The organism is Thiomicrospira microaerophila (assembly GCF_000934765.1).
GTDB lineage: Bacteria > Pseudomonadota > Gammaproteobacteria > Thiomicrospirales > Thiomicrospiraceae > Thiomicrospira > Thiomicrospira microaerophila.
The window spans coordinates 14507-27041 of sequence record NZ_JYNN01000022.1 but is presented as its reverse complement, the minus strand read 5'-3'; the positions used below and the strand labels follow the sequence as shown (position 1 = coordinate 27041).

Here is a 12535-nt window from a genome sequence, read left to right as displayed (position 1 = left end):
ATTGCGCTGCGACTATGGCACTCCTACTGCACTACCACTATTGCACTGCTTTATAACGCGCTGGGGTACCTATATCGTTCCAAACGCCGTGATAGCACTGGCCACTTATCCGCTGATCCGCCATAGCCTGACGCAAAATAGGGGCTAAGGCTAAACGACCCGCAGGCCAACCCTTAAACAAAGCAGGATGCAGCAGGCTGATACCCGAAAAAGTCCATTCACCCGTAGGTAATAATTTGCCATCGGCGCTTAAGCCAAAGTCGCCTTGTGTTTTAAATGATGGAGTAGGAACAAGCACACAATGTGCCAGCATCGATTCAGGAAGGGATTTAGGTAGCTGGTTAAAATCAAACTCGGTAAACACATCACCATTAATCAACCAAAAAGGCGCAGCACCCAGCAAAGGCAAAGCCTGAATAATACCCCCTGCGGTTTCTAGACCTCCCTCGGGTTCAGGCGAATAGTGAATCTTTAGCCCCCACTTACTGCCATCACCCAATAGCGGCTCAAACTGTTCTCCGAGCCACGCATGGTTAATCACTACCTGTTTAACCCCTGCTTGAGCCAGCTTTTCAAGGTGATACACCAACATGAGTTTACCCTTAATCGGCAACAGCGGTTTAGGGGTGTGATCGGTTAACGGGCGCAGGCGCTCGCCGCGTCCTGCGGCTAAGATCATTGCCTTCATCGCCTTCATCGGCATTAAATTTTCACCTGTGCGAATTGAAAAGCCAGCTTTTCGGTCCAATCAACCAGACTACGCATCTCAGCATAACGCGCGCCAACTTCGGTGATATAGCCCAAGGTGGTGGGAATATCTTTCAGATAACTGTCTTTGCCATCACGGTGATAGAGTCGAGCAAAAATGCCCGCCGCTTTGAGATGACGCTGAATCCCCATCCAATCCATTGCCTGCACAAAACCGGACCATTCGGATTGGCTGATCAAATTCTTTTGACACAGGGTTAAAAAATATTCCCGTTGCCATTCGCCAACCTGATCTGCTGGCCAGCGAATATAACAATCGCGCAACAAGGAGACCGCATCATAGGTTAGCGGACCTTTAAGCGCATCTTGAAAATCCAAAATACCCGGATTATTATCGCGTGTAACCATCAGATTACGACTATGATAATCACGATGCACATACACCTGAGGCTGCGCCAAAGCCGATTTAATCAAACACTGCTGGGTTTGCAACCAGGCCTGGTTCTCCAAGCGGTTCATGCTCATCTCGCAATGCGTTTGTCCTAACCAATCGCTAAACAAGGCCATTTCCTGCCCAAGAAGTTGCGCCGTGTAGATGGGTCGAGTACTTGGGTCGCCATGTTGATGCAGTCTCGCTAGCGCGCCCAGTGCATCGCTATAGAGCGACTCGACGTTTTTGGCCGACAAGACCGAAAGATAGGTGTGCTCACCCAAATCAGTCAACAACAAAAATCCTTGGGACAAATCCTGCTCCAACACCTTGGGCACGTGAAATCCCAATAAATCTAGGTGATTGGACACCTCAACAAAAGGCCGACAATCTTCTTTTTCAGGCGGCGCATCCATAATAATCAGGCTCTTGTCAGAAAACCTATCTTTATAATGAGTACGAAAATAACGCCGAAAACTAGCATCACTCGAAGCCGGAACCGGTGAACTAAACTCACCCTCTTGATATTGTGCCAGACCCGCTAACCAGGTCTGCATCTTGGAAAAACGTAAATCCATTAATTGCCTTTATAAAAAATTGATAACTCAGGTAAAATAACCTGTTAATTTGCCAATTAGATAGTTTTGTTTTGAGAATGTCAATGTTTAACCGGTTTACCCCTTTTTATGTTTGCTTGCTAAGTTTTGCGACGCTCGGCGCTTCGCAAGCTCAAACAACCGAACTGCCAGCTAAGCCGCTAACCTGCGGCATTGATTGGCTGTTTCCGCTTATTGCTATGCCCCAACTCAATAGCGCCACACACATTGAAGCAGACCATTTAACGCAATCAAACTCATTTCAGCTCAAACTCATTGGTCGCGCAACGCTTTCTCAACCAGGCCTGGTTGTCATGGCTGACCAATTAAACTATGACCGTGAACAACAATCCATTGCACTCGCCGGGCAGATTGAGCTCCATCGAAGTGATCTATTGCTTGGCAGTGAAACCGCTTTTTACAATCAAACAACCCAACAGGCCGAACTTACCCAACTGCGCTACCAACTCAAGCCGAGTGGTTACCATGGTCAAGCCGAATGGCTTAAACTGGATGGACTAACACAAATCAGCCAGTTGCATCAAGCCAGCTACACAACCTGCGCACTGGAAGACCCAGTCTGGCAACTGAACTTCAATCATCTTGAAATCAATCAAACCACCCGGCGCATTTATGGTCATCACGGTTATTTGAGCGTGCAAGGTGTTCCGCTTCTCTATACGCCCTACATTAACTTCCCGCTGGAGAATCGCGCGACAGGTTTGTTGTTCCCGACCTTTGGTACACATAAAACACCGGCACAACCCCACTCAGAATGGCTGGTGGCCCTGCCGTTTTATTGGGCGATAGCGGATAACTATGATGCTACCTTTACAACCCTATGGATGCAACAACGGGGCATGCTTTTAGATACAGAATGGCGTTATCTTCAACCCAGCCACAGCGGAGAATTAGACCTCAGCCTGATCCAAGACCAGCTGGCCCAATCCGAGGGGTTGCAGTATTTAAGCCAAGGACAAATACAACAGCAAGATGCCCAGTCTTTGCGTTGGCGCGCCCGCTTTGATGGACGGCAGCGCTGGAGTGAGCGCTTAAATAGCCAAATCCACTGGCATGAAGTCTCTGATCCCGATTTTTACAACGACATGCCGCTTGATTTTAACAGCGAAACAACCCAAACCCACGCCGAAAATAGTTATCGTATGCGTCAAGTGTTACTGCGATATCAACAACCAGGCCTGCAAGCACATATCCAACATTATGGCTATTTACCACTACGCCATGGCGAAGGCATGCTACTCGAAAAAAGCCCAGAACTCGGGATAAACTGGTCAAAGCACACAGGTCACTGGCACGCTAGGGTCTATGCCGAGGCCACAGAGTTTAAGCGCTATTCAGGATTTAATGATTTCTCAGAAGAGGGCTACCTACGTGCTCGCGCACTCGACAACAGCCTGCGGCTCAATCCAAACCAACACCAAGGACAACGCTACCTTCTGCAACCCAACCTAAGTTATCGACTTGAGCAACCCTATGGTTTTATGCACGCGCAAGTTCAGGGTAATTATCGTCGCTACCAGCTCACCAATGCGCCCGATGCCGCTAGCACCGATTCGCTGATCATGCAGTATGCTTTGCACAGCGGCTTGTTTTTTGATCGCACACTGACACTGGCCAACCAGCAATACACCCAAACACTCGAACCCCAAATGCAATGGCTTTATGTGCCGTATCACGACCAAAGCCACCTTAGTCTGTTCGACACTGGCATGAACAGCCTCGACTTTAGCAACCTGTTTCAGCTTAACCGCTTTAGTGGTTTTGACCGAATAGGCGACACCCAGCAAGTCAGTCTGGCTTTAACCAGCCGCCTACTCAACGCCATGGGTCAAACCCGAGCTGAAGCCGGCATAGGTCAGGTTTTCTACCTAAAAGAACGCCAAGTCGGGTTAATTGGACATCAGCCCCAAGATAATCAACGCTCGGATTACTTTATTAAACTCGGCGCTCACCTTGATTCGATTGATTTTGTTTCCACCAGCCAGTTAAATGTGGATAATTTTGAGCTCAGTCAAACCCTGAATCGGCTAAAATGGCAGGCATTCGAGCGGATTGAGCTATTGGCAGTTCATCAGGGTTTTAATCTCAACCAGCCCAATGCGCGACAACAAACGCTAGCTACGGGTTTGATGCTAAAACTGAATAACGAATGGCAGGCAGGAAGTTATATAAATTACGACCTAGAACAAAGCGTTCGCCGTGAATTTATTGGCGGTCTGCGTTATGATAGCTGTTGCTGGGCATCCGAACTGATGATTAAACAAAATCAAATGGCCGATGGCCAATATAATTACTCAATCAAATACCTCATTGAACTAAAAGGGTTGAGTAGTGTCGGTCAGCGATTAACGGATCAAATACAACGCAGCCTTGATTTTTAACGACCAACAATTAACAACCCATTATTCTATTAACAAAAAGACAACTTATGTGGCAATCCCTAAAAAAACATTCAACCCTTATTTTTAGCTTCACAGCACTGCTGGTATTTAGCGCTCATCTGCAGGCTCAAACCCTGCTTGATCGCATAGTCGCCGTCGTCAACGACGACATTATTTTGCTCAGCGAGCTGAATGAAGAAATGGATCTGGCGATAACCGAATTACGCCAGCGCCAGATTGCACTGCCTGATCGTCAAACACTGCAAAGCCGTGTGCTGGATAACATGATTATGCAAACCCTCCAAGAGGATCGTGCGCGTCAACGCGGACTTCGGGTGAGTGATGATGAAATCAATGAACAACTGTTGCAGATGGCGGAGGCTAACAACTTATCACTGCTTCAACTCCGAGAAGCGCTAAACCGCCAAATGCCAAACGGCTTTGCCCAAATGCGCCAGCAAATCAGTGACCAAATCCTGATTCAAAAACTGCGTGAAATTGAAATCATCAGCCAAATTTTTGTCACTGAACAAGAAGTGGCGCATTTTATTCAGCGTCGCCAGCTGGAACAAAATAATTTCCTCTATCATATCGCCCACATTTTAATCACACGCCCGGACTCGCCAACTCGTGAACAACGTCAAGAACTGGAAAACAAGGTAAATGACATACATCGCCGCCTGCTCTTAGGCGAGGATTTTGCCCAATTGGCCGTGCGCCACTCGGAAGGCAGTCAAGCGCTTAACGGCGGTGACTTGGGTCTGCTCGAATTTGATCAAATCCCCTCGTTCTTTGCCGAGGCGATTGAACAATTACAACCTGGCGAAATTAGCCCAGTAATTGAAAGCCCCTCTGGCTACCATATTGTTAAACTCCACGCACTTAGCGAAGCAGCTCAAGGCAACGGCACAACCCTAGAGCAAGAAGCGATACAAGCCATTCGGATGCGCAAAGCGAATGAAACCTTTGATTTATGGTTGCGCCGCCTTCGTGATGAAGCCTTTGTTGAAATTCGTTTAGAGGATGCACGCTAATGAAAGCCGCCCGTCTTGCGATTACCTCCGGAGAACCCGCCGGCATTGGTCCTGATTTGGTGATTGCGCTTGCACAACAGCATTGGCCGATGCAGCTGGTGGTGCTAAGCGACCCCGCACTGTTAACCCAGCGTGCCGATCAACTCAATCTACCACTGGAAATTTTGCCCTATCAAGCGGATGCGCCTGAACAAATCAGCCAACCAGGCCAGCTATGTGTGCTACCGATTCCTTTACGCCAACCCGTACAACCAGGCCTGCTTAATCCTGCGAATGCGGATTATGTTATCGAAATGCTGACGCGCGCGACGCAGGGTTGTTTAAACAATGAGTTTGCGGCATTGATTACCGGCCCAGTTCACAAGGGCGTGATTAACGAGGCTGGACTGGCGTTTTCTGGGCACACCGAACTGCTGGCTGAGTTGAGCCAAACCGAACAGGTTGTGATGATGCTGGCCACACCGGGATTACGTGTTGCCCTAGCGACCACCCATCTGCCGCTCGCCGACGTACCCAAGGCTATCACCCAAGATTTACTTAACAAAGTGATGCGCATTACCTATCAGGCGTTGCAACAGGATTTTGCGATCGAAAAACCGCGATTGTTGGTAGCCGGCTTAAACCCACATGCAGGCGAAGATGGTCACATGGGACGCGAGGAAATCGACACCATTCTGCCTGTCATTCACCAGCTTCAAGCTGAGGGTATGAATATTCGTGGCTGTTATCCCGCTGATACAATGTTCACCCCCACTAAATTGCAACAGGCTGACGCGATGTTGGCCATGTATCATGACCAAGGTTTGCCTGTACTCAAGCACATGGGCTTTGGCAATGCGGTCAACATCACACTGGGCCTGCCCTTTATCCGAACCTCGGTCGATCATGGCACCGCGCTTGAACTGGCGGGCACCGGTCAAGCCGATACCGGCAGCTTTCACTATGCGATTCAAATCGCGCTGAATATGTTGGAGGCACAGCATGAGCGGACATAAGCACAAAAAACAATTTGGTCAAAACTTTTTAAACAACCCCAACGTGATTCACAATATTGTCGCCGCGATTGCACCGCAACCTGACCAACATCTGGTAGAGATTGGGCCAGGAGAAGCGGCGCTGACTGAGCCGCTACTTGATCGGGTGGCCAAGCTCGATATTATTGAGATTGACCGTGATTTAATCCCCGCTTTGACCCGACGCTTCGGCCACAAGCCGACGTTTCACTTGCATAATACCGATGCACTCAAGTTTGATTATCGCCAGCTGTTGGCTAACCCGAGCGATAAATTAAGACTGGTCGGCAACCTGCCCTACAATATTTCCAGCCCATTAATTTTTCATTTAATTGAGCAGGCAGATATTGTCAGCGACATGCATTTTATGTTGCAAAAAGAAGTGGTGGAACGCCTCACCGCTACCCCGGGCAACAAAGCCTTTGGTCGGCTCAGCGTTATGGTGCAATATGCCTGCCAAGCGGAATACCTGTTTACGGTAGGGCCTGAAAACTTTACCCCCGCACCGAAAGTAGACTCGGCGATAGTGCGTTTGATACCCTATGCCCAGCCGCCGTTTCAAGCTAACCACTTTGGCGACTTTGCCGCTTTGGTTAAACAAGCCTTTAGCCAAAAACGTAAAACCCTGCGCAACACGCTAAAAAATTGGCTAACAACCGAACAGATTGTGCAATGCGACATCGACCCAGGCCTGCGAGCGGAAGCGTTAGATGTGGCAGATTTTGTGCGCCTAGCCAACCTCTATAGCCAAATCAAGCAGGAACAAGGCTAGTCTATGGCTACCTATGTCATCGGTGACCTTCAAGGTTGTTTTGACCCGTTGCAAACCTTGCTGACACAGATTAATTACCAACCTGAGCAAGACACACTTTGGTTTGTCGGCGATATCGTTAATCGCGGTCCCCAATCGCTCGAATGCCTGCGTTTTGTCAAATCACTAGGCGAAAAGGGGCAAATCGTATTAGGCAACCACGATTTTCACCTCATCGCCTGCGCGTTAGGTTTAGAGAAATATCGCTCCAAGGCGGACACGATCGACCCGATTCTAAACGCACCCGATTGTGACGAACTGATTGATTGGTTGCGCCAACAGCCGCTAATGGTCAAACACCCTAGTTTTGCTGCCGTGATGGTTCATGCTGGCATTCCACCGCAATGGTCGATTAATGAAGCCATGCAACACGCCCAAGAAGTCGAACAAATACTAGGCGGTGCAGAATGGAAAATATTCATCAAACAACACCTGTTTGGTTCAAAAACCCGAGAATGGGTTCCACTTATTAAAGGCTGGGAGCGGATGCGCTATATTGTCAATGCGTTTGCTCGAATGCGTTATTGTGACCCGCAGGGCAAACTCGACTTTGAAAAAAAAGGCGCGCCCTCCTCGAGTGCTTCAGGGCGCTACCAACCCTGGTTTGTTCACCCGAATCGCCGCAACAAAGACCATCAAATCTTTTTTGGTCACTGGTCAACGCTCGGCGCGCTCGATGGCTATCAAGTTCACTCAACCGATACAGGCTGCTTATGGGGCGGCCTACTCACCGCCTACTGCCTTGAAACCCAGCATCGCCATACGCTACAATGCCCACAAACCGCTAAACCCAAAAAAAACAGTAAAACTACGCCATCTAAATCATGAGCGACGCGCCCAATACTCCGCCATCTACAAAGCCTGCTAAGCCATTTGCAGAGGATTTGCTTAAAAGGCTAGACGAGGTAGACATCGATAGTTTTAACCTTAAACAGGTTGAAGAGGAGGTGATGGGCGAAAAAGTATGGATCAAGGTGCTGACCATTCCCGTGACCATGCTTAGCTTGGTGATTTTAACTTTCTTAGGCGGCTGGATTAGCGGCTATATTTTTATCAGCTTCTTGCTTAGCGCGCTATTGATTTTTATTATCGGTAAAATGTTTGAAGGCTATGAAAACCAATTCAAATGGGAGGCACGCCAAGAAGTCGAACGACGGATTTTAGAAACGGAAGGTGAACAAGGCCTCGTGATTCACTTCAAACCCTTTTTGCCAACTCGCTTTCGTCATCTAGTCCAGTGTTTGCGAAAAGGCAATAGCCGTTATATAGATCAATACATTCAAGCGATCAATTTATTGCAAAAAAAACTAGATAAAGAAAAGTTCACTAAAGCCTGGCACCTCGCCCACCCGGAAACTGCGCCCGTCAAGCCAGAAGACACAGATAATAATTCAGAGAGCTAAAAATGAAACCTAGGAGCCTGTCGGACTAAAGCCAATCGGCTGCAAAAAAGCTGGATTTGGCCATTTTTGCCCACTTCCTCGTCAAATAACTCGCTATTCTCCTCGGAATTGAACAAAAACTGACTCAACCCAGACTTTTTTCGCTTCGACCGGTTTAGTCCGACAGGCTCCTAGCCCGACGATAAACAAAGAAGCCGACTAAAGATAGGACTAGCCACCAGACTGGCCAGTTGGTCCAGCGGGTGTAGGGGGTTTGGCCTTGGTGGGGTTGGATTTCGCCGCGCAAGACGCCGACTTCATAGGCGGGTATCTCGGCTTTAATCTGGCCACGCGTATCGACAATCACGGTATAACCGGTATTGGTGGAACGTGCAATTTCACGCCCTAGCTCACGGGCGCGAAGTTGCACTTCGTGGCGTAGTTGGGCGGGCTCAAAGGTGTGGGCAAACCAAGCATCGTTACTGGTTGTGACCAGGTAAGCCGCTTGCGCCGCATCCTTGGCCAACTCGGCACCAAACATCATTTCAAAACAAATCGACAAGCTAACCGGATGACCTGCCAATGACATCATCGGTTGTTCTGTCTCGCCAGCGGTAAACTGTGAAAACGGAAAACCCAGTTGTTCCGATAAAGCTTTAACCAGGCCTGCCATTGGATAATATTCACCAAACATCACTAGATGACGCTTCCGGTAAACCTGCGTATCATCGCGTAAATTAATCATCGAATTATAGTAAACATCCGTTCCTACTTCTCTAACAATCGCGCCGACTACCACATCTTTCTGCTGCTCGGTGGCATCCTTAATTAAGCTGCGCAACACAATCCGAGAGGCCTGGTCATAATAACCGGGTACCGCTGTTTCTGGCCACACAATCACATCCGCATCCCAGTTTTCACGCGTGAGGGCGACATATTGGCGAACCATGGGAACAAACTCGTTAGGCTGCCACTTTAAATCCTGCGCGATATTGCCTTGTACCAACGCCAGCTTAACGGGCTGATCAATCGGTTCTACCCAGTCGACACGCCCTATTAGCCAAGCTAAAAGGCTTAAAGCCGCAAGGCTAATTGCGCCAAACTTCAACCAAGGCGTTAACCATAGACTGACCAACAAACCCGCCATTAAAGCCAGCAAAAAACTGACTCCAAACACACCAAAAATCGGCAAAAATCCATCTAGCAAGTCACCTAACTGCGATGCGCCAATTAATAAGAAGGGTAAACCACCTAGGCTATGCGCACGTACCAGCTCAAAGAACACCCAACTCGCGGGCAGGATAAGACATAAAAACAACAGGGTTGAATGCGCCGAGGTTTTATTGACCGGCTGAAACCAACGTGCTAAAGCGCCCGCCATCGCGGGAAACAAGGCCAACAACAACACAAAGCCCATCACAATCAAGATCGCGGTGACCAGACCGACATCTGAGTAAAAATACACGCTAGAGAACAACCAGCTGACACCTAAACCAAACTGCCCCAAACCAAACCATAAGCCAAACTTAAAGGCTTGCAGAATAGTTTGCGCTTGCGTTGTCCATAACCAGAAAAGCCCAATCAAGGCCACCAGCGCCAGAAAGGAAAAACCAAAAGGGGGAAACGCGAGCACACTGAGCAAGCCGAATAAAAATGCCAGACCCGCATAGCGCTCAGGTTGAACAACCTGCTTAAGAATAGAGAGATATTTCATATTAGTCGATGAGATCGGTATCTTTGGTTAAACGCTTTACAAGGAACAAATGCACGCGTCGGTTGTCCGCTTTAATCACGCGCAGTAACAAACCTTGCATTTCCAACTCTTCCCCCTTCTGAGGAACATGACCCAATACACTCGACACTAAACCGCCCAGTGTTTCGCTGTTTGATTCATTTTCTTCAGATAAATCCACGCCAAATTCTTCAAAAAACGCGCTTAAAGGCGTGATGGCTTGTACCTTAAAACTATCGCCGTTTTGGGGTTTAATATATTCAACCTCCTCTTCGTCATGCTCATCTTCGATATCGCCCACGATTTGCTCTAACACGTCTTCAATCGTAACCAGGCCTGCTAAAGCGGCATATTCATCCACCACCAGCGCCATATGGTTATGGCTCGATTTAAACTCACGCAGTAACACATTCACCCGCTTACTTTCTGGAATAAATACCGCTGGACGGTAAAGCGCACGTAAATCTTCGATTGAATTAAGCTTACCCTCAACCATTAAACGCAGGACATCTTTCGCCAACAAAATGCCCACGATCTCATCTTTGCTTTCTGACACTACGGGGTAACGCGAATGCGCTGACTCGGCTATTTCTTTGAGAATCATTTCAAGGGTTTCCGACTCATTTATCACATCAACCTGCGGACGCGGTACCATAATATCGCGCACGCGGGTTTCTGAAACCCCCAAAACACCTTGTATCATATACAGCGCATCAGTATCTAATAAACCCTGTTTTTGCGCCTCGTTCAATATTTCCAGTAAATCTTCACGATCTTCGGGTTCGCCTGAAAACAAGCGTGTAATACGCTCCAACCAAGTCGAACCGTTACTACTGTCTGCGTCACTCATGATGTTTTTTCATCTCCAAAATAAAATTAAAAATTAAAATATATAAATCGCTCAGTCATCGTCATAGGGGTTATCAAAACCCAAGGATTGCATAATCTGTATTTCAAGGCTTTCCATTTCTTCGGCCTCGTCATCATCAAGGTGATCAAAGCCCTGTAGGTGCAAACAACCATGCACTAACATATGCGCCCAGTGCGCGATCAACGGCTTGCCCTGCTCGTGCGCTTCGCGCTCCACCACTGGCGCACAAACCACTAGATCACCCAAATAAAGCGGTTCATCGTCATCCAATTCCACGCCAGGCGGCATATCAAACTCAAACGATAACACGTTAGTTGGCTTGTCCATACCACGATAATCACGATTGAGCTGCTGACCTTCTTCCAGATCAACTATCCGTAATGTCAGCTCAACATCTTGCGATAAAACATCCGGCTCTAACGCCGCCGACAACCAGGCCTGGGCGCGTTGCTCGGTTAATAATGCCTGCAATTGGGGCGTGCTATACGCCCATTGTATATCGAGTGTTAGATTTGACATCTTAGTCGCCCTGTCTTAGTCGAGTCGATTGATTTTCATAGGCTTGTACGATGCGTTGTACCAACGAATGACGCACGACATCCTGGGCTTGAAAAAACGTAAAACCCACCAAATCTACATCGGCCAATACTTCAATCGCGTCACGCAGCCCTGATTTTTGATGTTTAGGTAAGTCACACTGGGTTATATCACCCGTAATCACCGATTTCGAGCCAAAACCCATTCGAGTTAAGAACATTTTCATCTGTTCAACGGTGGTATTTTGCGCTTCATCCAAAATAATAAACGCTTCATTCAGGGTACGACCCCGCATAAAGGCCAAGGGTGCGATTTCAATCACGTTTTTTTCAATCAAGCGCTCGACCGCTTCAAAACCAAGCATATCAAACAAGGCATCATACAAGGGACGTAAATAGGGATCGACCTTCTGATTTAAATCACCCGGCAAAAAACCCAGCTTTTCCCCTGCCTCAACCGCTGGGCGTGTCAATATAATCCGCCTCACCTGCTCAGCTTCCAACGCGGCGACCGCGCAGGCTACCGCCAAATAGGTTTTACCTGTGCCCGCTGGGCCGACACCAAAGTTAACATCCTTTTGTTGCACTAAATTGACATAGTGACTTTGATTGGGATTGCGGGTTTTAATCGGTTTGCGACGGATTTTAATAATCGACTGTTGATGATCAAGTGGTTTGGCCTGCTCAAAGCCTTTGGTTTGCAGACTCAGATGAATATCCTCTGGCAACAGGGTTTTGTGCTTCGTTTGCTGATAAAGGTCTCGCAGGATTTGCTCGGCTTGCACCAAGCGATCCGCCTGACCCACCACGCGAAAATCAAACCCAAGATGGTTTATCTCCACCCCCAGTTTTAACTCAAGCTGACTAATATGTTGATTGTGCCAGCCGCAAAGGTTTTGCAGCTGTTCATTGTTTTGCGGCGACAATTCAAAGTGAATGCTATGCAATGGAGAGATTATGGATTCAGACAAAATGTGAGCACCTAAATAATAAGGTTTTCATTTTATAAGCAATTTTTTT

At 47.9% G+C, this 12535-nt stretch carries 12 protein-coding genes; 6 read left to right on the top strand and 6 right to left on the bottom strand.

The genetic code is table 11. From position 1 onward, the window contains the following. Nucleotides 1–37: 37 nt before the first annotated feature. Both murU and NA59_RS08450 read right to left on the bottom strand, forming a co-directional pair. Nucleotides 38–703, bottom strand: a complete 666-nt coding sequence (gene murU / locus NA59_RS08455; RefSeq protein WP_269763840.1) for an N-acetylmuramate alpha-1-phosphate uridylyltransferase MurU — start codon at nucleotides 701–703, stop codon at nucleotides 38–40. Beyond that, nucleotides 703–1716, bottom strand: coding sequence for an aminoglycoside phosphotransferase family protein (locus NA59_RS08450; protein WP_052501558.1), 1014 nt, complete (start codon nucleotides 1714–1716; stop codon nucleotides 703–705). Before NA59_RS08450 ends, murU begins: the two co-directional genes overlap by 1 nt. Nucleotides 1717–1799: 83 nt before the next feature. Between NA59_RS08450 and NA59_RS08445 the strand changes: the two genes are divergently transcribed. The 6 genes from NA59_RS08445 to NA59_RS08420 are packed head-to-tail and all read left to right on the top strand — an operon-like array spanning nucleotide 1800 to nucleotide 8397. Continuing rightward, entirely contained in the window at nucleotides 1800–4136 is a 2337-nt protein-coding gene (locus NA59_RS08445) for an LPS-assembly protein LptD (protein ID WP_052501557.1), read from the top strand. Between the two features lie 47 nt (nucleotides 4137–4183). Next, nucleotides 4184–5170, top strand: a complete 987-nt coding sequence (locus tag NA59_RS08440) for a peptidylprolyl isomerase (protein ID WP_044410956.1) — start codon at nucleotides 4184–4186, stop codon at nucleotides 5168–5170. After that, entirely contained in the window at nucleotides 5170–6165 is a 996-nt protein-coding gene (gene pdxA / locus NA59_RS08435; protein ID WP_044410954.1) for a 4-hydroxythreonine-4-phosphate dehydrogenase PdxA, read from the top strand. The genes NA59_RS08440 and pdxA overlap by 1 nt, the downstream gene beginning before the upstream one ends. Then, nucleotides 6152–6955 (top strand): 16S rRNA (adenine(1518)-N(6)/adenine(1519)-N(6))-dimethyltransferase RsmA, encoded by an 804-nt coding sequence (gene rsmA / locus NA59_RS08430; protein ID WP_044410952.1) that lies wholly within the window; start codon nucleotides 6152–6154, stop codon nucleotides 6953–6955. The genes pdxA and rsmA overlap by 14 nt, the downstream gene beginning before the upstream one ends. A 3-nt stretch (nucleotides 6956–6958) precedes the next feature. Then, entirely contained in the window at nucleotides 6959–7822 is an 864-nt protein-coding gene (locus tag NA59_RS08425; RefSeq protein ID WP_044410950.1) for a symmetrical bis(5'-nucleosyl)-tetraphosphatase, read from the top strand. Beyond that, entirely contained in the window at nucleotides 7819–8397 is a 579-nt protein-coding gene (locus tag NA59_RS08420; protein ID WP_044410948.1) for a hypothetical protein, read from the top strand. The genes NA59_RS08425 and NA59_RS08420 overlap by 4 nt, the downstream gene beginning before the upstream one ends. A 154-nt stretch (nucleotides 8398–8551) precedes the next feature. Here NA59_RS08420 and lnt read toward each other — a convergent pair whose 3' ends face one another. From lnt to NA59_RS08400, 4 genes are read right to left on the bottom strand one after another with little or no spacing between them, the layout of a single operon-like run. After that, nucleotides 8552–10090 (bottom strand): apolipoprotein N-acyltransferase, encoded by a 1539-nt coding sequence (gene lnt, locus NA59_RS08415; protein WP_044410946.1) that lies wholly within the window; start codon nucleotides 10088–10090, stop codon nucleotides 8552–8554. Nucleotide 10091: 1 nt separating this feature from the next. After that, a complete protein-coding gene (locus NA59_RS08410) occupies nucleotides 10092–10958 on the bottom strand; it encodes an HlyC/CorC family transporter (RefSeq protein WP_044410944.1) in 867 nt (288 codons plus the stop codon). A gap of 51 nt (nucleotides 10959–11009) precedes the next feature. Next, nucleotides 11010–11498, bottom strand: coding sequence for an rRNA maturation RNase YbeY (ybeY, locus tag NA59_RS08405; RefSeq protein WP_044410943.1), 489 nt, complete (start codon nucleotides 11496–11498; stop codon nucleotides 11010–11012). Nucleotide 11499: 1 nt separating this feature from the next. Then, complete coding sequence (locus NA59_RS08400; protein WP_198401077.1) at nucleotides 11500–12486, bottom strand: PhoH family protein; 987 nt, start codon at nucleotides 12484–12486, stop codon at nucleotides 11500–11502. Nucleotides 12487–12535: the final 49 nt, after the last annotated feature.